27 protein-coding genes and 1 pseudogene are annotated in these 23,853 nt (G+C 63.1%); 11 read left to right on the forward strand and 17 right to left on the reverse strand.

Annotated features, from left to right (window positions below; genetic code table 11):
* Positions 1-15: 15 nt before the first annotated feature.
* Positions 16-156, reverse strand: a pseudogene (locus QUV21_RS08995) (IS3 family transposase); the annotation flags it as partial.
* A gap of 68 nt (positions 157-224) precedes the next feature.
* On the opposite strand from QUV21_RS08995, the gene hisH reads away from it, so the two are divergent.
* Positions 225-863 carry an imidazole glycerol phosphate synthase subunit HisH gene (hisH, locus tag QUV21_RS09000; RefSeq protein WP_300854348.1) on the forward strand — a complete coding sequence of 213 codons (639 nt, stop codon included), beginning with the start codon at positions 225-227 and terminating at the stop codon, positions 861-863.
* A gap of 375 nt (positions 864-1,238) precedes the next feature.
* Here the strand turns inward: hisH and thpR are convergent, their stop codons facing one another.
* The 3 genes from thpR to QUV21_RS09015 are packed head-to-tail and all read right to left on the reverse strand — an operon-like array spanning position 1,239 to position 3,432.
* Positions 1,239-1,778: an RNA 2',3'-cyclic phosphodiesterase gene (gene thpR, locus QUV21_RS09005; RefSeq protein WP_300854349.1), complete on the reverse strand. Its 540-nt coding sequence runs from the start codon at positions 1,776-1,778 to the stop codon at positions 1,239-1,241.
* On the reverse strand, positions 1,775-2,887 hold the full coding sequence (locus QUV21_RS09010) for an acetoin utilization protein AcuC (RefSeq protein ID WP_300854889.1): 1,113 nt from the start codon (positions 2,885-2,887) through the stop codon (positions 1,775-1,777). The genes thpR and QUV21_RS09010 overlap by 4 nt, the downstream gene beginning before the upstream one ends.
* Before the next feature lie 26 nt (positions 2,888-2,913).
* The gene (locus QUV21_RS09015; protein WP_300854351.1) at positions 2,914-3,432 is read right to left on the reverse strand and encodes a glutathione peroxidase; all 519 of its coding nucleotides are present in this window, start codon (positions 3,430-3,432) and stop codon (positions 2,914-2,916) included.
* Positions 3,433-3,597: 165 nt separating this feature from the next.
* Here QUV21_RS09015 and QUV21_RS09020 point away from each other — a divergent pair, with 165 nt between their 5' ends.
* Positions 3,598-4,110, forward strand: a complete 513-nt coding sequence (locus QUV21_RS09020; protein ID WP_300854354.1) for an NUDIX hydrolase — start codon at positions 3,598-3,600, stop codon at positions 4,108-4,110.
* 139 nt (positions 4,111-4,249) lie between these two features.
* Positions 4,250-4,705 carry a DUF1178 family protein gene (locus QUV21_RS09025; RefSeq protein ID WP_300854356.1) on the forward strand — a complete coding sequence of 152 codons (456 nt, stop codon included), beginning with the start codon at positions 4,250-4,252 and terminating at the stop codon, positions 4,703-4,705.
* A 72-nt stretch (positions 4,706-4,777) separates the two neighbouring features.
* Here QUV21_RS09025 and QUV21_RS09030 read toward each other — a convergent pair whose 3' ends face one another.
* From QUV21_RS09030 to QUV21_RS09040, 3 genes are all read right to left on the reverse strand, one after another.
* Entirely contained in the window at positions 4,778-5,275 is a 498-nt protein-coding gene (locus tag QUV21_RS09030; protein WP_300854357.1) for a winged helix DNA-binding protein, read from the reverse strand.
* A 77-nt stretch (positions 5,276-5,352) separates the two neighbouring features.
* Positions 5,353-5,628: a succinate dehydrogenase assembly factor 2 gene (locus tag QUV21_RS09035; RefSeq protein ID WP_300854358.1), complete on the reverse strand. Its 276-nt coding sequence runs from the start codon at positions 5,626-5,628 to the stop codon at positions 5,353-5,355.
* Positions 5,625-6,038 (reverse strand): helix-turn-helix domain-containing protein, encoded by a 414-nt coding sequence (locus QUV21_RS09040; RefSeq protein WP_300854360.1) that lies wholly within the window; start codon positions 6,036-6,038, stop codon positions 5,625-5,627. The genes QUV21_RS09035 and QUV21_RS09040 overlap by 4 nt, the downstream gene beginning before the upstream one ends.
* A gap of 97 nt (positions 6,039-6,135) precedes the next feature.
* Here QUV21_RS09040 and QUV21_RS09045 point away from each other — a divergent pair, with 97 nt between their 5' ends.
* Positions 6,136-7,338, forward strand: coding sequence for a pyridoxal phosphate-dependent aminotransferase (locus tag QUV21_RS09045; RefSeq protein ID WP_300854362.1), 1,203 nt, complete (start codon positions 6,136-6,138; stop codon positions 7,336-7,338).
* Between the two features lie 207 nt (positions 7,339-7,545).
* Complete coding sequence (locus QUV21_RS09050) at positions 7,546-7,953, forward strand: hypothetical protein (RefSeq protein ID WP_300854364.1); 408 nt, start codon at positions 7,546-7,548, stop codon at positions 7,951-7,953.
* Between the two features lie 60 nt (positions 7,954-8,013).
* On the opposite strand, the gene QUV21_RS09055 is transcribed toward QUV21_RS09050, so the two are convergent.
* Entirely contained in the window at positions 8,014-8,337 is a 324-nt protein-coding gene (locus QUV21_RS09055; protein ID WP_300854366.1) for a 2Fe-2S iron-sulfur cluster-binding protein, read from the reverse strand.
* A 116-nt stretch (positions 8,338-8,453) separates the two neighbouring features.
* On the opposite strand from QUV21_RS09055, the gene QUV21_RS09060 reads away from it, so the two are divergent.
* Entirely contained in the window at positions 8,454-8,873 is a 420-nt protein-coding gene (locus tag QUV21_RS09060; RefSeq protein ID WP_300854368.1) for an OB-fold nucleic acid binding domain-containing protein, read from the forward strand.
* Positions 8,874-8,977: 104 nt separating this feature from the next.
* On the opposite strand, the gene QUV21_RS09065 is transcribed toward QUV21_RS09060, so the two are convergent.
* From QUV21_RS09065 to rpiA, 6 genes are all read right to left on the reverse strand, one after another.
* Positions 8,978-10,429 carry a DegQ family serine endoprotease gene (locus QUV21_RS09065; RefSeq protein WP_300854369.1) on the reverse strand — a complete coding sequence of 484 codons (1,452 nt, stop codon included), beginning with the start codon at positions 10,427-10,429 and terminating at the stop codon, positions 8,978-8,980.
* Positions 10,430-10,571: 142 nt separating this feature from the next.
* Positions 10,572-10,760, reverse strand: a complete 189-nt coding sequence (locus tag QUV21_RS09070; protein ID WP_300854370.1) for a DUF2065 domain-containing protein — start codon at positions 10,758-10,760, stop codon at positions 10,572-10,574.
* The gene (locus QUV21_RS09075) at positions 10,757-11,674 is read right to left on the reverse strand and encodes a protease modulator HflC (protein ID WP_300854890.1); all 918 of its coding nucleotides are present in this window, start codon (positions 11,672-11,674) and stop codon (positions 10,757-10,759) included. Before QUV21_RS09075 ends, QUV21_RS09070 begins: the two co-directional genes overlap by 4 nt.
* Complete coding sequence (gene hflK / locus QUV21_RS09080) at positions 11,671-12,861, reverse strand: FtsH protease activity modulator HflK (RefSeq protein ID WP_300854371.1); 1,191 nt, start codon at positions 12,859-12,861, stop codon at positions 11,671-11,673. Before hflK ends, QUV21_RS09075 begins: the two co-directional genes overlap by 4 nt.
* A 90-nt stretch (positions 12,862-12,951) precedes the next feature.
* Positions 12,952-14,310 (reverse strand): glutathione-disulfide reductase, encoded by a 1,359-nt coding sequence (gene gor / locus QUV21_RS09085; RefSeq protein WP_300854372.1) that lies wholly within the window; start codon positions 14,308-14,310, stop codon positions 12,952-12,954.
* 4 nt (positions 14,311-14,314) lie between these two features.
* Positions 14,315-15,103, reverse strand: coding sequence for a ribose-5-phosphate isomerase RpiA (rpiA, locus tag QUV21_RS09090; protein ID WP_300854373.1), 789 nt, complete (start codon positions 15,101-15,103; stop codon positions 14,315-14,317).
* Between the two features lie 326 nt (positions 15,104-15,429).
* On the opposite strand from rpiA, the gene QUV21_RS09095 reads away from it, so the two are divergent.
* From QUV21_RS09095 to QUV21_RS09110, 4 genes are all read left to right on the forward strand, one after another.
* Entirely contained in the window at positions 15,430-16,110 is a 681-nt protein-coding gene (locus tag QUV21_RS09095) for a glutathione S-transferase family protein (RefSeq protein ID WP_300854374.1), read from the forward strand.
* Positions 16,107-16,772, forward strand: coding sequence for a glutathione S-transferase family protein (locus tag QUV21_RS09100; RefSeq protein WP_300854375.1), 666 nt, complete (start codon positions 16,107-16,109; stop codon positions 16,770-16,772). Before QUV21_RS09095 ends, QUV21_RS09100 begins: the two co-directional genes overlap by 4 nt.
* Positions 16,772-18,151: an L-serine ammonia-lyase gene (locus tag QUV21_RS09105; RefSeq protein ID WP_300854376.1), complete on the forward strand. Its 1,380-nt coding sequence runs from the start codon at positions 16,772-16,774 to the stop codon at positions 18,149-18,151. The genes QUV21_RS09100 and QUV21_RS09105 overlap by 1 nt, the downstream gene beginning before the upstream one ends.
* 255 nt (positions 18,152-18,406) lie before the next feature.
* Positions 18,407-19,336 carry a DMT family transporter gene (locus QUV21_RS09110; protein WP_300854377.1) on the forward strand — a complete coding sequence of 310 codons (930 nt, stop codon included), beginning with the start codon at positions 18,407-18,409 and terminating at the stop codon, positions 19,334-19,336.
* Here the strand turns inward: QUV21_RS09110 and QUV21_RS09115 are convergent.
* A complete protein-coding gene (locus QUV21_RS09115) occupies positions 19,311-19,979 on the reverse strand; it encodes a thiamine diphosphokinase (RefSeq protein WP_300854378.1) in 669 nt (222 codons plus the stop codon). The genes QUV21_RS09110 and QUV21_RS09115 overlap by 26 nt on opposite strands.
* A 137-nt stretch (positions 19,980-20,116) precedes the next feature.
* On the opposite strand from QUV21_RS09115, the gene QUV21_RS09120 reads away from it, so the two are divergent.
* A complete protein-coding gene (locus QUV21_RS09120) occupies positions 20,117-22,204 on the forward strand; it encodes a hypothetical protein (RefSeq protein ID WP_300854379.1) in 2,088 nt (695 codons plus the stop codon).
* 21 nt (positions 22,205-22,225) lie between these two features.
* On the opposite strand, the gene QUV21_RS09125 is transcribed toward QUV21_RS09120, so the two are convergent.
* Positions 22,226-22,471: a DUF2842 domain-containing protein gene (locus tag QUV21_RS09125; protein WP_300854891.1), complete on the reverse strand. Its 246-nt coding sequence runs from the start codon at positions 22,469-22,471 to the stop codon at positions 22,226-22,228.
* An 83-nt stretch (positions 22,472-22,554) separates the two neighbouring features.
* The gene (locus QUV21_RS09130; RefSeq protein WP_300854381.1) at positions 22,555-23,847 is read right to left on the reverse strand and encodes an adenylosuccinate synthase; all 1,293 of its coding nucleotides are present in this window, start codon (positions 23,845-23,847) and stop codon (positions 22,555-22,557) included.
* Positions 23,848-23,853 lie beyond the last annotated feature (6 nt).

Raw genomic sequence — 23,853 nt, forward strand, 5'->3', positions numbered from 1 at the left:
CTCATCGGGTTTAGGTTATGCGGCTTGACGTTGATGGTTCAAGCGGCGGTTTTGGATGGTTTGCAGTTTTATGCGCCTCCTTTCAGCCAGGATGGTTTCACCTCGTCCGAAGTAGACGTCAGCCGGGGTCAGGTTGCCGATGCTCTCGTGGTAGCGGTGGCCGATGCCTTGCATTATGGGCGAGCGACACTGGCCGAACTTCGCGGGGAAATGGGGGCAGTACCATGAAGGTCGTGGTGATCGACTATGGCATGGGCAACCTTTTCTCGGTGCGGCGCGCGCTTGAGGTATCGGGGGCCGCCGACATCGAGGTTACAGCGGACCCATCGCGCCTTGAACTGGCCGACAGGGTGGTGCTGCCCGGAGTTGGGGCTTTTGTGGAAGGGATGGCGGGGCTGACAGCCGGAGGCTTTGTGCCAGCCATCCACGACTATGTGGCCAGCGGCAAACCCTTGCTGGGCATCTGCCTCGGCATGCAGATGCTGATGGAGACGAGTGAGGAATACGGCCTGACACCGGGTCTTGGTCTAATCCCTGGGAAGGTGCGTGCGATCACAAGAATGCGCCCCGATGGCACGCGGCGCAAGCTGCCGTCCATCGGCTGGGCGCCCTTGCGCCCCGCAGGTGTGCATGGCTGGGCAGGATCGGTTCTGGCGGACATGCAACCGAATGTGCCGATGTACTTCCTGCATTCCTTTCACGCCGAACCGGAGCAAGCCCAGCACATGCTGGCCGATTATGAGTATGACGGACTGCCCGTTACGGCGGCGGTGCGGCGCGGCAATGTCACCGGCACCCAGTTCCACCCGGAGAAATCCGGCCCTTCGGGCCTCGCTATACTGCGGGCATTCCTGGAAGCGTGACCGACCTAACACCGGCACTGGGAAAAGCGGCCAGCGACCATCTCGCCTGCGAAGATGCCGACAATCCGAAGTCTGAGACGACATAGAAGATGCCCAGGCCGACAAAGCCTGACCCACAGGCGCGCCCCCCGCCCTGTGCAGGATGACCGTTGACCTGCTCCCCTGAAACGTCCGCATTTTAAGGTTAGTCTGTTCTCCAGCGAAGGAGGCGGACATGAAGCGCCGCCGGTTCAATCAAGAGCAGATCATTGGTCATACCTTCAAAGGCTCGCAGTCCGTATTTGGCGCGCCGGTATCCGATCAGCACATCACTTGCCTGCGCAACACCGGCCCCATACACGCTCAGGTTTCTGAGGAGAGCCTTCCCAGCTGCTGTCAAGCCAGCGGATAACGCGCCAGCACCTCGTAATGCGCGCCTTTCGGGGTCAGGTGGCTTTGCCACAGCGTCAGATCCTGCACCTGCCATGGTCCCGCGCGGAAAGGGGTGGTGGCGACGGCGCGTTCAAGGCGCATGGCGTCGAGGGGGGCTGGAGGCGGGAAGCGGCCCAGGGTCACATGCGGCAGGAACTTGCGCGTCTCAATCGGGCATCCGGCGCGGCGGGCGATGGTTTCGGCCTTGGCCTGCAAATGCGTAAGCTCTGGCGACGGGGCTATTCCGGCCCAGGCGGCGCGGGGCTTGTCCTTGCCGAAGACGCCGAAGCCTTCAAGCGTCAGGGTAAACAGAGCCGATTGGAGGGTCTGGAAACCCTCATGCGCGGCCTCCAGCACGGGCTCGGGGCAGTTGCCAAGAAAGACCAGCGTCAGATGCATCGCTTCCGGGTCCACCTTGCGCGGCAGGGGCAACAGGAATTGCTGCACGGCCAATGCCCCGCGGACGGCATCGGGCAGGGCTATCCCAAGAAAGGCCCGGATCATCGTCGCGCCAGCCTTGCCAGCCGATCGCGGATTTCCGCTCGGACCGGGCCTTCGCGGGGCGGATCCAGCAGTGTCGTCAGCATCGTTTCATCCGGCGCTGGCCGCCCCCCCCCACCCCAGCCAAGCCCGCGCAAAACCGCGGACGCAGTATCCGGCAGGCGGTCGGGCAATTCCTGACCCGACAACACGCCCCAGACCGCCGTCCAGAGCCGCCCGACCGACCACGGGTTATAGCCGCCACCGCCCAGCACTAGAAACCGGGGGCAAAGCGGCATCAATGCCCGCAGCGCCTCCAGATAGGCGCGGTTGGACAGGGAAAGGCGCGACAGCGGGTCTTCGGTCAGACTGTCCGCCCCACATTGCAGCACGATCACTTCTGGCCGGAACTCGGCCACGCGGGGCAGGATCAAGCCTTCCAGCACCGCCCGCGCCTCGGTGTCATTATATCCCCTTGGCACCGGCAGGTTGAAGGCGCATCCGCCGGCGCTGTCGTCCAGCCCGCCCGAAAACGGCCAGCGCCCCTCTTCATGGACCGAGATCATGCGCACCTGCGGATCGCCTGCAAAAGCCAGTTCCACCCCGTCGCAATGATGCGCGTCCAGATCGACATAGACAATCCGTCGAAGTCCTGCGCGTTGCAGCACCTTGATCCCCAGCACCACGTCGTTGAGGTAACAAAATCCGTTCGCCCGCCCGGGCAACCCGTGATGCGTGCCGCCCCCCGGGACATGGATCGCCCCCGGCGTGGTGGCCAGCAGCTCGGCGGCCAGCATCACACCCCCTGCCCCGGTGGCCGGGCGACGGAAGACCTCCGGGAAAACGGGGTTGGACAAGGTGCCAAGGTTGAAGCGGGACTGCATTTCAGGGCTGGCTGCACCCGCGGCTTCGGCCAATTCCAGCGCGGCAACATAGGCCGGGTCGTGCCAGAGCCACAGCGCTGCGGGTTTGGCGCGAGGGCTGGTGCGAAACCGGTCTGCAGGCAGCCAGCCCAGCGCCCGCGCCATGTCCATCACCGTCGACACCCGGGCAACGCGCAACGGATGACCGGGGCCGTAGGATGACCTGCGATAGATGTCTGATCCGATGAACAGGGGCGATGCCTTCACCATGCCCTTGGGCAAAGACGGTTCCGCGTTCACCGCAGCATCGCTTCGATCTGACCGGCAATCGCCGGGCTTTCCGGCCGCACCCCCGAGCCGAAGGTCGCGGCGACTGTCCCGTCGGGCGCAATCAGCACCTTGTTGAAGTTCCAGCGCGGCACAAATCCCGTCTCTTTCCGAACCCATGCGAAAAACGGATGCGCACCGCGCCCGCGAACCTGCGTGATCTCGGTCATCGGTAGGGTAAGATCGAAGTTCACGGCGCAGTAGTCCTTGACCGCGGCTTCATCGGCAAGCTCCTGGTTGAAATCATCCGACGGCACGGCAAGGATCAGCACGCCCCTCGGCCCGAACCTTTCATGCAGGGCCTGCAAGCCGTCAAACTGCCCGGCGTAGCCACACAAGGACGCGGTATTGACGACCAGCACAGGCTTGCCACGCCAGTCATCAAGGCTGATCGGGCCACCGTCGATCGAAGCGAAGCTGAACCTATCCGCCGCCTGAGCTGCAAAAGCGGTCATTGCCACCAGAAATCCGATCATCAAAGCGCGCATCTGCTGAACCTTTCCGCCAATTGTCGCTTAAACAGATAATCCGACGGCATTTCACGTCAAATCCATGGGATATCCCTGTAAATCTTCGGAAATCCGTGCCATATTGAGGCCGAGGATACAGAGCACGGCTCAGACCCGGACACCGGGCAGCCAAATGGACAAGTGATGGGTTGGCAGGACAAGATCGCGGCACCGGGTGCCGACAAGGCGGGTGCAAGGACGCAATATGCGGCACTGTGCTGGCGTTTGGGTGATGCAGGAGTCGAGGTGTTGTTGATCACCAGCCGCGACACTGGCCGCTGGGTCATACCGAAAGGCTGGCCGATGCCGGGCCTTGCCCCTGAAGACGCCGCCGCTCAGGAAGCCTGGGAAGAAGCAGGGGTCGAGGGGGTTATGAACTCGCTTTGTCTTGGTCGATTTGGCTACCACAAATCCTTGCCTGACCAGACGCAGGTTCCTTGCGCCGTTGCTGTCTACGGTCTTCGGGTGGTCAGACTTGCGGACAAGTTCCCCGAAGCAAAGGAGCGTCGCCGCCAGTGGTTTGTCCCGGCCGAGGCAGCGGCACTTGTCAATGAACCGGATCTGGCTCGGCTGATCTTGAGCTTTGTGCCACCGACCAAGGGCAGACCGGCACCGATTTCGGGCGATGCCGAAGCGACAGCGCGCAAGTCGCGCTAGGTTTCACGCGGTGAAAGCAAAGGGGGGCCATTGACCCCGTTGCTGCGTTGCCTAGGTTCGGTTCCTGGGTTTCGACCAAGATTTTCGGCACGCGCGTTCGGTAGCGCGCGACGTGGCAAGGGATGATGGGGTTCCGAAGATGATCCGCTACAGCCTCAGGTGCAAAGACGGGCATCGCTTCGAAAGCTGGTTTCAGAATGCGGCCGGCTTTGTTGCGTTGCAGACCTCAGGACAACTTGCCTGTCCGCTTTGCGGCGGCGCAGAAGTTGAAAAGGAACTGATGGCCCCAAGTTTGCGCCCGGCCCGGCAGCGCGATGGCGAAAATGACGCAGCCGGTCAACCGACGGCCCCGCCCGACCTGTCCGCACCTGGAACCGAGATCGAGGCGGCGATAGCGGCGCTCCGCAAGCAGATTGCCGAAAATTCAGAGTATGTCGGGATGAACTTTGCGGCCGAAGCCCGTCGTATCCACGCCGGGGCTGCCCCGGAACGCGCCATTTACGGGGAGGCACGCCCCGAAGACGCCCGCAGCCTGATCGAGGATGGCCTGCCGGTCGCCCCCCTGCCCTTCCTGCCCACTCGCAAGGTCAATTGAGCCGCTGCAAAGGTTCGGGGTGTCAGGGTGTTGCAGGCCCAGGTTCGTGCAATCACAATCCAGCCGCCACTGTCAGTAGATGTAGCGGATCTGTTCGGTCCAGAACCGTTCCATCCGGCGCAACGCGGTATTGATATCGTCCATTCCGGTTGCATCGATAAGATTGCGCTTTTCCATTCCTTCGGCATGACGTGCGAACAGGTCGGACAACAGCCCGCGCACATGGCGGCCCTTTTCGGTCAGCCGCACCCGGACGGACCGTCGGTCAATCTCTGACCTCTGGTGGTGCATGTAGCCCAGTTCCACCAGCTTCTTCAGATTGTAGCTGACGTTCGACCCCTGATAGTAGCCGCGCGATTTCAATTCGCCTGCCGTCACTTCGTTTTCACCGATGTTGAACAGGAGCAATGCCTGAACCGAGTTGATCTCCAGGATCCCGAGGCGTTCGAATTCATCCTTGATCACATCCAGCAGCAGCCGGTGGAGGCGTTCGACCAAGGCGAGGTTGTCAAGATAGCAGGACAGGAACGCGCGAAGCGATCCATCCAGCAGCGGGGCTTGGTGCGTCATACTGTTTCTCCACCAGTCAGGCGGGGACAGAATCAGCACAAAGGGCAAACATTTCGTAAACTGGCGCCGATTTTTCCTTAGCCTTGCCGCAGCAATCGGTCGCGGGCATAGGCGCTGATCCGGCTCAGCAGCGGGGCAAGCTGCGCAGGGGGCGCGGCATTGCCAAGGATCCAGGCCATCAGATCCTGATCATTTTCGGCCAGAAGATCATCGTAAAGCGCAAGGTCATCGGCACAAAGGCCCGCCAGATGCGCCTCGGCCCATGGGCCGAGAACCAGATCCATCTCTTTCGTTCCGCGCCGCCAGGACCGCATCAGCATCCGTTTCAGGCGCGCTTCGGTGGTTTCAATCATGGTGTTCCCGCTTCCTCGGCCAACAACAGCAGATTGAGACGGTCCTCCGCCTGTTCCAGATCACTGGCAAGCTTGCGCATGTCCTGCCTGATCCGCGCGATGTCGGCCAGTACAAGCCGCGCGGGCAGGGTCAGGGACGGCGCCGCGCCAGGCTCTGCCACGTCATCGCCAATCCCGGTCAACAGCCAGCGCAAGGACACGTTCAGCATCCCTGCCAGCATTTGCAGCCGGTTGCCCCGGGGTTCCGCCAGGTCTTCTTCCCAAGCGGCCAGGGTCTTGTCCCTGACCCCCAGTTTGCTGGCCAGTTCAGCCTGGCCAAGACCCGCCGCCTCTCGGGCTGCAAGCAAACGGTCGCCGAAAGTTGCCACATCATCGGCAAACCAAGTCGCCGTTTCATCATTTTCCGCCATCTCGCCTCTCCTTCATTCGATATCGCTTGTGTCGGTGGGGTGGCAAGCCTAAGACCTGCAGCCGAAAATCGCAAACAGTCCGCTGGAGATTGCGCAGATGGCCTTCTTGTCCGACACGCTGGCGCGGGTCAAACCCTCGCCCACCATCGCCGTCACCACCAAGGCCGCGCAATTGAAGGCCGAGGGGCGCGATGTCATCGGTCTGGGGGCCGGAGAGCCGGATTTCGACACGCCCCAGAACATCAAGGATGCGGCCAAACGGGCGATTGACGCGGGCAAGACCAAATACACCGCCGTTGACGGCATCCCGGAGTTGAAGGCCGCGATCTGCGCCAAGTTCCTGCGCGAAAACGGGCTGACTTACACGCCCGCGCAAGTCTCGGTCGGCACGGGTGGCAAGCAGATCCTCTACAACGCGCTGGTGGCGACCTGCAACCCGGGGGATGAAGTGATCATCCCGGCCCCCTACTGGGTCAGCTATCCTGACATGGTGCTGCTGGCTGGCGGAACACCTGTCCCTGTCGTTGCCGGGATCGAGACCGATTTCAAACTGACCCCGGAACAGCTTGAAGCCGCGATTACCCCGAAGACCAAGTGGTTCATCTTCAATTCGCCCTCCAACCCCACTGGGGCTGGCTATACCCGGGCCGAACTGAAGGCGCTGACCGATGTGCTGATGCGCCATCCGCATGTCTGGGTGATGTCGGATGACATGTATGAACACCTTGTCTTCGACGACTTCGAGTTCTGCACCCCGGCCGAGGTGGAACCCGGCCTTTATGACCGCACGCTCACCTGCAACGGGGTATCCAAATCCTATGCGATGACAGGCTGGCGCATCGGCTATGCCGCCGGCCCCGTGCCGCTGATCAAGGCGATGGGGACGGTGCAAAGCCAGTCCACGTCAAATCCGTGTTCGATCAGCCAGTATGCTGCCCTTGAGGCGCTGTCCGGCCCGCAAGACTTTCTGGCACCGAACCGCACACTGTTTCAGGGGCGGCGGGATCTGGTGGTCTCGATGCTCAATCAGGCCAAGGGCATCCGCTGCCCAAAGCCGGAAGGCGCGTTCTACGTCTACCCCGACCTTTCGGGCTGTATCGGCAAGGCGACCCCCGCAGGCACGGTCATCACCAATGACGAGGTGTTCGCCACCGCATTGCTGGAGGAAACCGGGGTGGCCGTGGTCTTTGGCGCAGCCTTTGGCCTGTCTCCGAATTTCCGCGTCAGCTACGCCACTTCGGATGAGATCTTGCGCGAAGCGTGCAGCCGTATCCAGGGCTTCTGCGCTTCGCTGGTCTGATCTGCTTCAGACCGCCCCATGATCTGACCAAAGAAACCCACCCTGATGCAACCGGGTTGACTGCCACGTTGCTCTGTTGAAGGAATGGGCGGGTGTGGCGGGCGTCTGTAACACGTCGTCGTGCCTGATGCTGCGCCGCACATGTCTGAGTTTTGGGGTCGACAGGCCCCACCGGTGCTGTTGACACCCCCGATGCAGGAGCGTGCGATGCTGGCTGACCTTCCCAACCACTACTTTCGGGTGCGTGAAAACGGGGCTGCAGTCTTTCGCATCAGCACCGAGAACCGCCAGCGTCGGATCGAAATGGATGAGATCGCGACGGTGAGCGTGCGCAATGGCAACATCAAGCCTCATGGCGATACCAAGTTGAGCGCTGCCGATCTTCAGGCCATCGGCGACTGGCTGGCCGCGCGCCAGTCGCAGCTTGCCGCGCGCGAGGTGGACGACATCCTGCGTGCGGTGGATCATATGAACCTGACGACCCAATGGGCGCAATCGCGCGCGACCGATGCACAACTGGACGCCGTAACGGACGCACTTTTGCTGGCGATGCACGATCTGCGGACGATGCTGGTGCGCAAGAAGGCCGATCGGCTGGGCCGGGCCGACACCTGATAAGCCGGAGGCTGCGCATATTGCAGACCGCGAGCCGGGAACCTGACGGCCCGGCCCTTGTCAGATCTGCTTTTCCGGCATCTGCACCCGCAAGCCGTCCAGCGCATCCGAAACCTTCAGCTGGCAGGTCAGGCGTGACCGGACCGGATCGGGGTTCCATGCGAAATCCAGCATGTCCTGCTCCATGCTGTCCTTCTTTGGCAGCTTCTCGACCCAAGCCGGATCCACATAGACATGGCAGGTCGAACAGGCACAGGCACCGCCGCAATCGGCCTCGATCCCCGGAATGCCGTTGTCGCGTGCGCCTTCCATTACGGTCAGGCCGTTCGCAACCTCGACGACATGTTCCTTGCCGCCATGTTCTACATAAGTGATCTTCGCCATATCTGCCTCTCTGGGGTCTCTTTCAATGTGACATAGGTCAGTTGCCGGGCTTTTGCCAGAGGGTGAAGCAGGCTGAAACGCTTGCCTTGCACGCACAATGTTCTATATTTGTTCCAATGATCGATCTGCCACCTTCCCGACCCCGGCCCCCGATATCCGGACCCGCAACATCCTGGCCGCGCCCGCCGCGGGCGCTGCCAGCCGCGCGTCTGGTGGAACCGCCTGCCGGGGCGCGGGTGACGGTGGCGGGGCTGGTGCTGGTGCGGCAACGGCCCGGGACGGCGAAAGGGGTGATCTTCGTCACGCTGGAGGATGAGACCGGCACCTGCAATGTCGTGGTCTGGGCGAAGGTCTACGAACGCTTTCGCCGGGCGGTCATCGCCGGGCGGCTTTTGCGCGTGACCGGGCGGCTTCAGCGCGAGGCTGGGGTGGTGCATGTGGTGGCCGACCTGATCGAGGATCTGTCACCGCTGCTGGACCGCCTGCTGGACCCCGGCTTTCGCCATGATGGCGCCCGCGCGGGCGACCAGCCGTAGCGCCTCTGAAACCCAACGCAGGTTTCGCAAGATTGCCGCAGTGCAATCGGCACGCAAAAGGGCGGCACCCTCGGGAGCCGCCCCTTGCAGACAGTTCCAGACGGTCAGTTGATCGACAGGGCGACAAAGCGCGGATCACCCCCGCGACGGACCAAAAGCAGGATCGACTTGCGCCCTGCCGCCTTGGCAGCGGCGATCCTGTCTTCAATATCCTGCAAGCGCGCCACGCGCTGCTGGCCCGCCTCAGTGATCAGATCACCTTCGCGCAGACCCTTGGTAAAAGCCTCAGAGGCCGGATCGACAGCGGTCACCATAAGCCCTTCGACCGAGGCGTCCAGACCCAGACGACTGCGAATGTCGTCATCCAGCGGCGCCAGTGTCAGGCCCAGCATCTCCATCTCGCGCGGGGCTTCCGGCGCGGGGGAAGATGCCGGCATCGCTGTCGCCTCGGCCTCTTCACGGCGGCCAAGCGTGACCTTCAAGGTCTCGGTCCGGCCATTGCGCATGACGATGACCGGCACAGCCTCTCCGATCGGGGCATCTGCAACGCGGCGGGTCAGATCGCCGGCATCGTTGACCGGCTGACCATCAAAGCGGGTGATCACGTCGCGCGGCAGGATCCCGGCGTCCTTGGCCGGACCATCCGGCACATCGGAGACCAGCGCGCCGGTCGCTTCAGCCAGACCAAGGGATTCGGCGATTTCCGGGGTCATGTCCTGAATCCGCACACCAAGCCAGCCGCGCCGGGTTTCCCCGAACTGCTTCAGCTGATCCACAACCTTGGTGACCACGTTCGAGGCCATCGAAAACCCGATCCCGATCGACCCGCCATTCGGCGACAGAATCGCGGTGTTCACCCCGATGACCTGCCCGTCCATGTTGAACAACGGCCCGCCCGAGTTGCCCCGGTTGATCGCCGCATCCGTCTGAAGGTAATCGTCATACGTCCCCGAAAGTTCCCGCCCACGGGCGGAAACGATCCCGGCACTGACCGAAAAGCCCTGACCCAGCGGGTTGCCCATTGCCATCACCCAATCGCCCACGCGCATCAGGTCGGAATTGCCAAAGGTCACGAAGGGCAACGGTTCGCCCGCCTCGACCTTCAAAAGCGCGATATCTGTCTTGGGGTCGGTACCGATCAGCTTCGCCGGAAGCTTCTTGCCCGAGAAGAATTCGATGGTGATCTCATCTGCGCCCTCGATCACATGGTTGTTCGTGACAATGAAGCCATCTTCCGAGATCACGAAGCCTGACCCAAGCGCCTCGGACCGTTGCGGCCCACGGTCACCGCGATTGTTGAAATCCTCAAAGAAATCCTCGAACGGGCTGCCTTCCGGCACCATCGGCATCCCGTTGGCAGGCCCGGCAATCATGGCGCTGGTGGTGATATTGACCACCGAGGGGCTGATCTCCTGGGCGAGGTCGGCAAAACTTTCCGGCGCGCCGAAGGCCTGCGCCTCGTCCACCGGGGCAAGGCTTAGCCCAAGCCCCAGAACAAGCGCCAGAAGCGTGCTGGACCGCAGCGCAGTCCGGATCGAAGGTGTAAGATCTGGCACGATGCAAACTCCTGTTCATCGTTCGGTCGGGAAGCTGAAGGCATACGAACCGCACGCCTGTCCCGGATGTCACCACAGTTAGTGAACGCTGCGCGCATTGCAAACCCTGCGACACCCCCTCAAGGGGATGTGAAGGAATTTGTCACCCGCCGCGCACCAGCCACACCAGAAGCACACCCAACGCCAGCGCGCCAAGGCCAATCTGGCGACGCCGTTCCGGGCTGAGGGAGGCCAAGAGCCGCAGCGCATCCTCAACGCGACGAGGGGCCAGTGCAAGCACCAGCCCCTCGATTGCAAGCACCAACCCGATGGCCAGAACCACAAAGCTCATGGCGCGGCGGGAACCAGATCCGAGGCAGCCGGACCCGGCCGCAATTCCGGTGCGGTGTCGGTGCGCAGATAGTCGAAGAACTTGCTGTCAGGCTGCATAACGATGCTGGAGTTGTTGCCTTTCAGCGAGACTTCATAGGCCGTCAGCGACCGGATGAAGGAAAAGAACTCCGGATCGCGGCCAAACGCATCTGCCAGCACACGGTTCCGTTCAGCGTCAGCCTCACCGCGGATGACTTCGGCCTTGCGGCGCGCATCCGAGGTGAGTTCGACCACCGTCCGGTCTGCCGATGCCCGCACCCTTTGCGCCGCTTCGCCACCGCGGGCGATTTCGTCAGCCGCTTCGCGTTCACGTTCGGCGCGCATCCGGGCAAAGGTTGCCTCAAGGTTCTGTTCCGGCAGATCGGTCCGGGTCAGACGCACGTCGATGACCTCGATCCCAAGGTTCGACGCCTGACGACGCGCGATGTCGCGGATCTGGTTCATCAGGCCGGTCCGGTCTTCCGACAGCACCCGGTTGGACGGCACCGAACCCAGCACTTCCTGAATGGCGGGGTTCACGATCCCCTCCAGCCGGCGCAGGGCCTGCACTTCACCGCCGGTTCCGACGGCTTCACGAAACTCTACCAGATCGACGATCCGCCAGCGCGAGAAGGCATCCACCACCAGACGGCGGTCGTCCAGCATGGTGACTTCAAGCGGCGTGGTCTGAAGACCAAGGATACGGTCTTCGTAGTAGACAACTTCCTGTATGAACGGCAGTTTGAAGCCGAGGCCGGCATCTTCCTTGACCTGCGCCACCTGCCCGAATTGCAGGACCAGCGCCTTTTTCCGCTCATCCACGATAAAGATCGACGACAAGGCGATGACGGCAACAATCACCAGTGCCGGAATGATATACATCGCGCGCATCAGTTGGTTCCTCCCGTCGTGGCGGCAGCGCCCTGCTGGGCGGACCGGCCAAGTTCGTTCAACGGCAGATAGGGAACGACGCCCTGTCCTGCCTCGCCACCGGACACGCCATCAAGGATCACCTTGTTCATGCCGCCAAGAACCCGTTCCATGGTTTCGAGATACAGGCGGCGGCGGGTCACCTCGGGTGACTTGATGTATTCATCATAGACCGAGACGAAGCGCGCGGCTTCACCCTGCGCCGAGTTCACGGCCTGGGCGCGGTAGGCTTCGGCTTCTTCTTCCAGCTGAGCCGCCGCACCACGAGCGCCTGCGGTCACCCGGTTGGCATAGGCATCCGCCTCTTTCTCAAGCGTGTCGCGCTGCTGCTGTGCTGCCTGCACTTCGCGGAAGGCATCGATCACCTCACGCGGGGGCTGGGCGCGTTGCAGGTTGACGCGGATCACATTGATGCCCGCGTTGTAGCTGTCCAGCGTGCCTTGCACCGCCGTCTGCACATCGGCCGCGATCACACCGCGGTCACGGTTCAGGATCGGTGAAAGTTCAGACCGGGCCACGATGTCGCGCATGGCGCTTTCGCTGACCGCGCGGATGGTGTCTTCGGGGTCTGCAAGGTTGAACAGGTAACCTTCCGGGTCAGCGATGTTCCAGACCACCTGAAAGCCGATGTCGACGATGTTCTGGTCGCGCGTCAGCATCAGGCCGGACTCGTTGCCACCGGAACTGATCCCGATGTCGGTTGTCCGTTCGCCGGTCACCTGCACCTTTTCAAAGGTCACCACGGGCCAAGGCGCGAAGTTCAGGCCCGGATTGCCGATGCCAGCACTTTCGCCAAGGAACAGCTCGACCGAACGTTCTTCCGGTCTGACCGTGTAAAAGGACATGAAGCCCCATGCCGCGATCAGCGCCAGCACCCCAAGGGCCACGCCCTGCCGGGTAACGACCGGACCGCCAGAGCTGCCGCCCGGCCCCCCGCCACCACCACCGCCCATGCCGCCGCGACCGCGCCCGCCCATCAGCACGCGCAGTTGTTCCTGCCCGCGCTTCATCAACTGGTCAATCTCGGGGATCTGGGGGCCGGGTTCGCCACGACGTCCGCCGCGACGGTCGTCTTCGTCATCCTTGCCCCCGTTCCGGTCGTCACCGCCCGAGCCGCCACCGCCGCCCCAGGGACCGCCACTACCTGCCATCGATCAGAACCTCTCTTTTAGTATCTCACCTTAGCTGGTCATTCTGGCCGCAAAATCAAGCAGCCATCATGCCACAGCCACGTTTCTTCCTCAGGCGCTTCTTGTGGGTTTGCGCATTGTAACCAGTTCTTCTGACATTGTGGGATGCACCGCACAGGTGCGGTCGAAATCCTCTTTCGTGGCCCCCATGCGGATCGCTATCGCCGCAAGCTGGATCATCTCGCCGGCCTCGGGTGCGACGATATGGCAACCAAGAACCTTTCGCGTCGTCTGACTGACAATCAGTTTCATCATCACCCGGTCCGGCCGCCCGGCAAATGCCGTCCGCATCGGCCGGAACGCCGTGGCATAGACCTCGATCGGCTCCTGATCCCGCGCGGCTTCCTCGGTCATGCCGACCGAGCCCATCTCGGGCTGGGTGAAGACGGCCGAGGCGACAAGTTCATGATCAAACGCGGTTGGTTTGCCGCCGAACACCGTATCGGCAAAGGCGTGGCCTTCGCGGATCGCGACCGGGGTCAGATTGATCCGGCCGGTGACATCGCCGACGGCAAAGACCGACGGCACCGCGGTCTGGCTGAACCGATCAACCGCGATCTGGCCCTGACGGCCGATGCCGACGCCCAGGGCTTCCAGACCCAGGCCCTGTGTGTTGGGCCGCCGCCCGGTTGCATACATCACCAGATCGAATTCGCGTTCGGTCCCGTCGGTAGCCACGACGCGGATGCCGCCATGGGTCTTTTCCAGCCGCATCACATCGGTGCCGGTGTGGATCAGGATCCCGTCAGCCTGCATCGCGGTCGCCACATGGCCGCGCGCTTCGTCATCAAAGCCGCGCAGGATCTGCGCGCCCCGGTAGAACTGGCATACCTCAACCCCCAAACCATTGAGGATACACGCGAATTCGCTGGCGATGTATCCGCCGCCCACAACAAGCGCCCGCTTGGGCAAGGCATCCAGATGGAACATATCGTTCGAAGTCACCGCAAGTTCGGCTCCTGGGAAATCAGGCACGAAAGGTTGGCCGCCTGTCGCGATCAGGATATGCCTGGCGCTGAACTCTTCCCCGCTGGCCAGCCGGACCCGGTGCGCATCGACCAGCGTCGCCCGCGCGTCATGGATGGTGACCCCAGCGGTCTTCAACGTATCGCGATAGGCACCTTCCAGCCGGTCAAGCTCCGCTTCAAGCCGGTTGCGAAAGGCCATCCAGTCAAACCCGGCCTGATCGACCGCCCAGCCATAGGAGCGGGCGTCTTCGAAAATGGACGGGAACCCGCTGGCGAAAACCATCAGCTTTTTCGGTACGCAACCCCGGATGACACAGGTGCCGCCCATCCGGCTTTCTTCGGCCAGACCGACCTTTGCACCCCAGTCGGCCGCCGCCACGCGCGCAGCACGAACCCCACCGGACCCGCCGCCGATCACGAAAAGATCGTAGTCAAAACTCAACCGATCATTCCCCCAGGTCAGCGAAGATATTCGCGCTTTGGGCCAGATCGACCGTCGTATCCTCGACCCTGCCGGAATTGATGTCGCGCACCGTCACCCGACCGTCACCGTTGCCGATCACCACGATGTCGCAGATGTCGATGAACAGCCCGTTTTCCACCACGCCCGGAATCTGGTTCAGCACCAGCGCCAGTTGCCGCGGGTTGCCGATCCGCTTCAGGTGCAAGTCGAGAATGTAATTGCCGCCATCAGTCTTCAGGGGCTTGCCGCGGTTGAGCCGGACCTTCACTTCGCGGTTCAGGACATCAAGGCTGAACAGCGTTTCCTCGATCAGCGCCTTGGTGGTTTGCCAGCCGAACGGGATCACTTCGACCGGCAGGGGAAACGCGCCCAGTTGCGCCACTTCTTTTGCCGCATCCGCAATCACGACCATCCGGTCCGAGGCGGTGGCGACGATCTTTTCCTGTAGCAGCGCAGCGCCACCGCCCTTGATCAGGTTCAGATTTGGGTCGAATTCGTCCGTGCCGTCGATTGTCAGATCGAGCCATCTGACATCATCAAGCGCCATGACCGGCACGCCCAGATCCCGCGCAAGATCGGCAGTCCGCTTTGAAGTGGCAACCGTCGTGACCTTCAGACCATCGTTGCGGATACGTTCGGCCAGACACCGCACCATCCAGGCGGCTGTGGACCCGGTTCCCAGCCCCAGCTTCATTCCGTTCTCGACAAAGTCCACCGACCGGCGCGCTGCGGCATATTTGGCCTTGTCGATAGGCGAAAGCTCAGCGGTCATGGCAGCACTCCCCTGTTTTTTTCCGGCATAGCGCAAAGGACAACCAAGGGCGAGGGGGTTCTGCCAGCGCAACCGCCCCGTAGATCCGGTTTCGGCGGTCTTCCTGGTTCAACCTTCTGCGATCTTGCGGCCCGTATCCGGCCGCCAGTCGATCGGCCATTGTCAACGTTAGTGACGGCCCGCCGCATGCGCTTGATCTGTCCCCGGCTGGCATTCGCGCATTCAACCGCCCCTTGTCATGCATGATTGTCTTCAGAGGGTCGCTTTTCGCCCAGCCTCGGGGCAAGACTTGCGCGAGGTTTGCCCATGACGCCCGAAGGTGCCAGATGTACAGGCTGCATTATGCCCCCGACAACGCTTCCCTGATCATTCGCCTCGTCCTTGACGGGGCCGGGATCCCCTATCGCACAGCGCTGGTCGACCGCGCCAGACGCCAGCAGGACAGTCAGGACTACCGGGCGCTGAACCCGACCGGCCTGATCCCGACTCTGGAAACGCCCGTTGGTCCGATTTCCGAGACCGGGGCCATTCTGCTGTGGCTGTCTGACACCCACAACCTCGGCCCGGCGCTTGGCAGCCCCGACCGGTCGATCTTTCTGCGATGGCTGTTCTTCCTGTCGAACACCGCGCATGCCGACCTGCGCCAGATCTTCTATCCGCATCAATATTGCCCCGCCGAAGCCCAGGCTGGACATTTCGAAATCATGATCAACCGCATGCAGCAGCACTTCGGCCTTCTCGACGATGCAGCCCGGGGACACCCTGGCCTCTTTGCCGCCGCCAGACCGCTGGGTGCATATGTGCTTGCACTGACCCGCTGGGCCGCGCTTTATCCTGTCGAGGCACCGCGCTGGTTCGACCTTGCCGATTTCCCGACCCTCGCGACCCTTGCCCGGGCGCAAGAGGCGCGCGTGGAAACCCCCGTGATTGCGCGCGCCGAAGGTCTTGGCGCCCATCCCTTCACCGCGCCCGAACAGCCAAACCCGCCAGAAGGTTCCGTCCTATGACCCTCACGCTGCATCACGCACCCGATTTCGCCTCAACCATCGTCCGCCTTGCTCTTGAGGAACTGGAACTGCCCCACACCATCGCCCTTGCCGACATTGAAGGCGGGGCGCTGGCCAGCCCGGATTTCCGGCGGGTAAATCCTGTCGGGCTGATCCCGGCGCTGGAAACCCCTGACGGCCCGATCTTCGAGACGGCCGCGATCCTGCTTTGGCTGACCGAGCGCACCGGCCGCCTTGCCCCCGGCCCGAACGAACCGGACCGCGGGGCGTTCCTGTCATGGCTGTTCTTCACCTCGAACGCACTGCACACCTCGGCACTTGCGCTGTTTTACCCGCACCGCCCGGCGGGCGAGGCGAACACCGACGCCGCCCGTGCTGCGGCCCATGATCAGATCATGGCCCGCCTTGGCCTGATCGAGGCGATGATCGCCGCGCAGAGCCCGCGATGGCTGTCGGTCGAGCATCCGGGTGTTCTGGGCTACTATATCGGCATTCTGGTTCGCTGGCTGATCCTGCTGCCCCCACCGCCCTACGGCATCGATCTTGCCGGTTTCCCCAACCTCCGCGCTGTTCTTGCCGCGCATGAGGCACGCCCCGCAGCCCTTCGCGTCGCCATGGCCGATGGCCTTGGCCCCACCCCTTTCACAAATCCAGGTGCCTGATGTTTCTTTCTGTCTTCGACATGTTCAAGGTCGGCATCGGGCCGTCTTCCAGCCACACGATGGGGCCGATGGTCGCCGCGGCGCGCTTTCTTGACAGCTTGCGGGCCTCGCCCTTCCACTTTCACGGGTTGCGCGCCGCGCTCCACGGGTCACTGGCTTTTACGGGTGTCGGCCACGCGACCGACCGGGCCACGATCCTTGGCCTTGCCGGCTTCGACCCCGCCACATATGACGCCGAAAAGGCCGACGCCGCCTTGGCCCGCATCCGCGAAACCCGGCAGATCGAGGCGCCGGGCCTGCCGCCCTTGGCATTCGACCCCGGCAGCGATCTCTTGTTCGACTATGGCCCGGCGCTTCCCGGCCATGCCAATGGCATGATCCTTAAGGCCACCGACGCGCAAGGCGACGTGATCCTTGAAGAGACCTACTATTCCATCGGTGGTGGCTTTGTGCTGACCGCCTCGGAACTGGCCGAGGCGGGCGGCCAGAAAGCCAAGGCCCGCGGCGATGTGCCATACCCGTTCGAAACCGCCGCCGAGATGCTGGACATGGCCCGGAAATCCGGCCTGACCATTGCCGCGATGAAGCGCCAGAATGAACTGAAATTCCGATCTGCCGCAGAGCTTGACGCCGGCATCGCCCGGATCTGGCAGGTGATGAACGACTGCATCTCACGGGGCATGGAAGGCACCGGCATCCTGCCCGGCGGCCTCAAGGTGCGCCGTCGGGCAAAGGGGATCCACGACGCGCTGATCGCCGAACGCGGGCTGAACATGACCGCACCACACACGATCAACGACTGGATGTCGCTTTACGCCATGGCGGTGAACGAAGAAAACGCCGCAGGCGGGCAGGTGGTGACCGCCCCAACCAATGGCGCGGCGGGAGTGGTGCCTGCGGTGCTGCGCTACTATCTCGACCACGTCCCGGGCGCCTCGACCAGCCGGATCGGCGACTTCCTTCTGACAGCCGCCGCCATTGGCGGCCTATGCAAACACAACGCCAGCATCTCGGGCGCGGAATGCGGCTGTCAGGCCGAGGTCGGCTCTGCCGCCGCGATGGCCGCAGCCGGGCTTGCCGCCGTGCTGGGAGGAACCCCGGAACAAGTTGAGAATGCAGCAGAAATAGCACTGGAGCACCATCTTGGCATGACCTGCGACCCGGTCAAGGGTTTGGTGCAGGTGCCGTGCATCGAACGAAACGGCCTTGGCGCGATCAAGGCGGTTTCCGCCGCCAGTCTGTCGCTGCGCGGCGATGGCCAGCACCTTGTCAGCCTTGACGTCTGCATCGAGACGATGCGCCAGACCGGGCGCGACATGCATGAGAAATACAAGGAAACCAGCCTCGGCGGCCTTGCCGTGAACGTCCCGAACTGCTGACCCGACCAATCAGGCGGAGCCGCGCCAGAAGGCGCGGCAAGCCTTTTCGGAGACCCCGCGCAGTGGCGCGGGGCGGTGTCTCCGGCGGGGTTTTGGGGGCAGGAGGCCCCCATCGGCCGAGCCGGCTGGCGCGCCTGCGCGCCAGAGGCGAGTGGAATGGCTTGCGGCGCAAAGCCGCTCTGCTCGCAAACCGGCAAAAGCAGCGATGTCGTTTTCAGAATGGCGCCCTTGCCCAGCCCACGCTAGGCAAGGGCCATGGCCAAGGATACCACGCTTCGCGGCATCGTCCTGATGCTTCTTTTCTGCCTGATCGCGCCCCTGCTGGACGTTTCAGCCAAACTTGCTGCCGAAGGCGGGATCCCGGTGGGACAGATCACGACCGCGCGCTTTGTGGTTCAGGGGCTTTTGATGCTGCCGGTGGTCCTGTTCATGGGACTGTCGCTGCGCCTGACGCCAAGAGCGCTTGCCTTCACCTTCCTGCGCGCGGTCTTTCTGATCCTTTCGACGTTTTCGTTCGTGTCGGGCATTGCGGTGATGCCGGTGGCCGACGCCCTTGCCATCGCTTTTGTCGAACCTTTCATCCTTCTGATCCTTGGCAGCCTGATCTTTGGCGACCATGTCGGCCCGCGCCGCATCGCCGCCTGTGCGGTCGGATTCGCGGGGGCGCTGCTGGTAATCCAGCCATCCATCGCGGTCTTCGGAATGGTCGCGCTCTGGCCGCTTGGGACGGCATTCTTCTTTGCGTTCTACATGCTGGTGACCCGGGCAATCTCGGTCTACATGCACCCGGTGGCGATGCAGTTTCACACCTCGTGGACCGGGCTTCTGCTGTGCCTGCCGATCATGGTTCTTGCCAGTGGCAGCGGCATCGGGCCGCTTGATCCGGTCTGGCCAGAGGGCATAAACTGGCTTTGGCTTTTCGGCGTGGGATTCTGGGCGGCGGTCAGCCACATGTCCATGACCTATGCGCTGAAATTCGCGCCTTCGGCGACGCTGGCGCCGCTCCATTATTCCGAGATCGTGGTCGCGGTCGCGCTGGGGTATCTGATCTTCGGCGACTTCCCGAATGCGATGACCTGGACCGGCATCGCCGTCATCGTCGCCTCCGGCCTTTACATGATCCACCGCGAACGGCTGGCAGCCCGGATCAGCCCCCCGGTCACTCCGCGACCAGCAACGCCCTGATCGCCGCATCAAGCCTGCGACGCGGCAGAATCACCAGCATGCCCGGGGCGTCGAATTCAAGTTCGACGTTCCGCTCCACCACCCGGTTGGAGGTGCCGATCCGGCCACTCGGTGCAAAATCCAGCCCTGCAATCGGCCATTCGAGGCCCGCGCTGCGCCCGGTGACTTGGGCCATAGGGAACAGCGACAGCACGTCGCCGGGGATCAGGCCAAGCGACAGCCGGGACGGGGCCGCGAAGGCCATATCCTTCGGCCCGATCAGGATGCAGCGCCGATCGGCCCGGGCAACCAGCGTGTTGAAGGCCGCAAGCCCGTGATCCAGCCGCGCGCCCGCAAAGCCCAGTGCCAGCACGATCGGTGCCAGAACCGAACGCAGCGCCTTGTCAAAGTCGGTGCTTTCCTGCTCGGCCAAGGGATGCTGCCGGGACAGGGGAACCTGCAAGCGCGCCGCACCCGACAGCGAATCAAAATCTCCGATCACCGCTTCCGGCATCACGCCGTGCCGCAAAAGCCGGTCTGCACCGCTGTCAGCCGCCACCATGACGGGCGCGCGCGCGCGGCAAATTGACAGGTCGCGACCCGAAAACGGACCACCCCCGGCAAGGGTTACACCCTGCGTTGTCTGGACAATCGGCGATTTCATGCAAAACTGTATCCAATTAAGGCAGGATTCTCAGCACCCGGCCACAATCAATCCATCAAATTACCCCGGTCTGTCCATGCATTAGGACTGCCAATGATTACAATGCGGCTTAGTGCAAGGCGAGAGGTTGTCCGATCATGACCAGTGAAAGCAAAATTCTGACGGTGTCTTACGGCACATTCAGCTGCACGCTGGAAGGTTTTGACGATCCTTTCAACGCGATGAAGGCGATTGCCGAGTATTTCCGCGACCTTGCCGCCGAAGACCGGTACTTTGGCGCCGAACCGCCACAACCCGATGCCGCGATGCTGCACCGCATCGCCGAGCGTGAAGTGTCGCGTCTTGTCGACACACGGGTGCGCGACAACAGCGTGTATCTGCGGCCCAAGGCTGGCACCGCGACATCGTTGCCCGCAGACACCTCCGGCACCCAGTCCGCGACGGACGCGCCACTTCAGGCCAGATTTCAGGACAATGCCGATGATATGGCCCGTTTCGGGTCTGACGATGCGAACGATGCGGTTGACGAGCCCTCGGTCGAGCCATCCCTGCAGGACGTGATCCCGGAGGGGGTGGCCGCCAAACTTGCCCGGCTTCGTCAATCCGTGACACCATCGGCAATCGCGGCGCCGTTGCCCGACGAATTGCTGGAGCAGTTCATGGATGCGCCCGAAGTCGAGGCCCCCGTGACGGCTGACTTTTCCGAAGACCTGCCCGAAAGCACAAAAGCCGAAGAAGATGCACCGCGCGCGCCCGGGGCGGATGCGCTGAACCGGCTTGGCTCCTTGCTGCAACAGCCGCAAACTGGCGACGATCAGGAAACCTATGTAGAAGATCAGGTCGAGGACTCGGCGAGCCTGTTGGTGGAAGAAGCCGAGGCCGCGTTGGTTGAGGTTCTGGAAGACCCCGAGTGGACAGAGCCGGATCTGACGGAACCTGAGGCAGAAATTGCGCCTGTCGAAGCCGTGGCGGACGAGTCTATGCCAGAGGGGGACGTGTCGGCTGCACGGGATATGGCTGGCTGGTCGGAAGAAGACCTTGCTGTTCCAGAGTCCATTTTCGCAGACAACCTGCCGGAAGACGAACCCGCTGTTCCGGCGTCGCTGGTTGAAGCGCTGGATGAGGATCCGACCCCGGAACTCGTGGCAGACCAGATGTCCGAGCCCGCCGCAGGTTCGGATGACGAAATTGTGCTGGATGCCGAAGAACTGGCTGACAGTGCGACAGACCCGGCGGCAAACGTGCCGCAGTCGTCAGCGGCAACGGGTGCTGGCAAGTCCAAGCGTGTCAGTTCTCGCGTGGTGCGAATCCATCCCGACGATGAAGACGACGCGCCGGTCGACCAACCCGATCCGAACACGACCCGCATTCTGGCCGGATCAGGTGAAGATGCCGAGGTTGCCCGCCTGTTGCGGCAGGCTGATGACGTGATGGCCGACACCGAAAACCGTCGGCGGCTGGACTCGATTGCTCATCTCAAGGCCGCTGTGGTCGCAACCGAGGCGGACCGCGCCACCACCGGCGATGCAAAATCCTCGGCCACGGCAAAACTGGATCCTTACCGGGATGATCTTGCACATGTGGTGCAACCCGACACGCCCCCCCCTGCCGACGTGAAACCGCGCCGGAAGACTGTCTCGGTCCGCCCGCAAGAGCCGCGCCCCGGGACGATCCGGTCGGGCATGGTCAGCCCGCCACCTCTTGTGCTTGTGTCTGAACAGCGGATTGACCGGGCTTCCCCCACGCCGACGCCCGCCGGACAGCCGATGGTTGCCTTGCGCACGGGCCGTCTGACAGGCGCGATCGGAATGGGAGCAGCCGCAGGCACCCCGGCGCAGCCGCACAGGAAACTTGTGCTGGAACGGGTACCCGGCGGCAATCAGGCGGACCTTGACGACGAGGACGACGGCGACGAAGACCTGACCGAGGTGGATGAAGCCGGTCTGGCCAGCTTTGCCGAACGGGTTGGCGTCAAGTCGATGGTCGAGATGCTGGAAGCCGCTGCCGCCTATGCCACCTGCATCGAGAAACGCGGCCAGTTCACCCGACCCCAACTCATGCGCCGCCTGATGGCAAGCGTGGGGGGCCGCCCGATCAGCCGCGAAGACGGACTGCGCAGCTTTGGCACCCTGTTGCGCACCGGGCGAATCGAAAAGATCAGCCGTGGTCAGTATACGCTTGCCGAAAGCTCGCCCTATCTGGCCGAAGCCCGCCGCTTTTCCTGATCAGGGACAGGCCGCCAGAACTCAGGACCGGGGGTCACCACCCTCGGTCCTTTCTGCATCCGGGTCAGCCTGGCCGACGCCCCGAAAGACCAGACGGAACGGCAGCGCCCAGACAACGCCAAGGGCGACATAGATCAGAAGTTCCACAGGGATCGACGGGCGCTCCAGCCACCCGACCAGCGTCACGGCGGCGACGATGTAAAGCGGCAGGCCCACCAGAAGGATAACCAGCGACCACCGCCGCCTTGCCTTGTAGCTGAGTGCCATCATCATCCCTTCCGCCGCGTTCAGCGCCGACTGCCACTTGACCCATCGAGGAACGGGAGGTTCTGTCCCCCCCCCCCCGCCCGTCAGTCCGCGAACGGATCGGTCACAAGGATCGTGTCGTCCCTTTCGGGTGAGGTGGACAATAGCGCGACCGGACAATGGATCAACTCTTCGATCCGCCGGACATATTTGATCGCAGCACCGGGCAGGTCAGCCCAGGACCGCGCCCCTGCGGTGGTTTCCGACCAGCCTTCCATCTCTTCGTAGATCGGCCGGCAGCGGGCCTGCTGGTCGGCGGCGGTCGGCAGGTAATCCAGCCGCGTGCCGTCAAGGTCATATCCGACGCAGATCTTCAGGGTCTTGAACCCGTCCAGCACGTCAAGTTTGGTCAGGGCGATGCCCGAGACACCGCTGGTGGCACAGGTCTGGCGCACCAGAACCGCATCAAACCAGCCGCAGCGCCGCTTGCGCCCGGTGACGGTGCCGAATTCATGGCCCCGCGTCCCCAGCCGTTCGCCATCGGCATCATCCAGTTCCGCCGGGAACGGGCCTTCACCGACGCGCGTTGTATAGGCCTTGACGATCCCGAGCACAAAATCGATCGCGGTCGGCCCGACTCCCACACCGGTTGCCGCCTGTCCGGCGATGGTGTTGGAACTGGTGACATAGGGATAAGTGCCAAAGTCGATGTCCAGAAGCGCGCCTTGCGCCCCTTCGAAAAGGATCCGTTTTCCCGCCCGCCGAGCCTCGGTCATCACTTTCCAGACCGGGCCGGCATAGGGCTTGATCTTCGGCGCCACCTCTAGGATCTGAGCCTTCAGCGCCCCAGCGTCCACCGGTTCCAGCCCAAGCCCCGCCCGCAGCGCGTTGTGATGCGTCAAGAGCCGCCCGATCCGCGTGTCCAGTGTGGTCGCGTCGAAGATATCTGCCACCCGGATCGCGCGGCGACCCACCTTGTCTTCATAGGCCGGACCGATCCCGCGCCCGGTGGTGCCGATCTTGGCCACGCTGGTCTGGCCTTCACGCGCACGGTCCAGTTCGCCATGGATCGGCAGGATCAGTGAGGCGTTTTCAGCCACCATCAGGTTTTCCGGCGTGATCTCGACCCCCTGCCCGCGCAGCTTTTCTATCTCGCCCACCAGATGCCAGGGATCCAGCACCACGCCGTTGCCGATGACGCTCAGCTTGCCGCCGCGCACGATGCCCGAAGGCAGAAGGGACAGCTTGTAGACCTTGCCATCGATGACCAGCGTATGGCCCGCATTATGCCCACCCTGAAAGCGGGCGATCACGTCGGCGCGCTCGCTCAACCAGTCAACGATCTTGCCCTTCCCCTCGTCGCCCCACTGGGCGCCTACGACAACGACATTGGCCATGGCATG

The sequence above is a fragment of the Tabrizicola sp. genome, from assembly GCF_030373185.1.
Lineage (GTDB): Bacteria > Pseudomonadota > Alphaproteobacteria > Rhodobacterales > Rhodobacteraceae > Tabrizicola.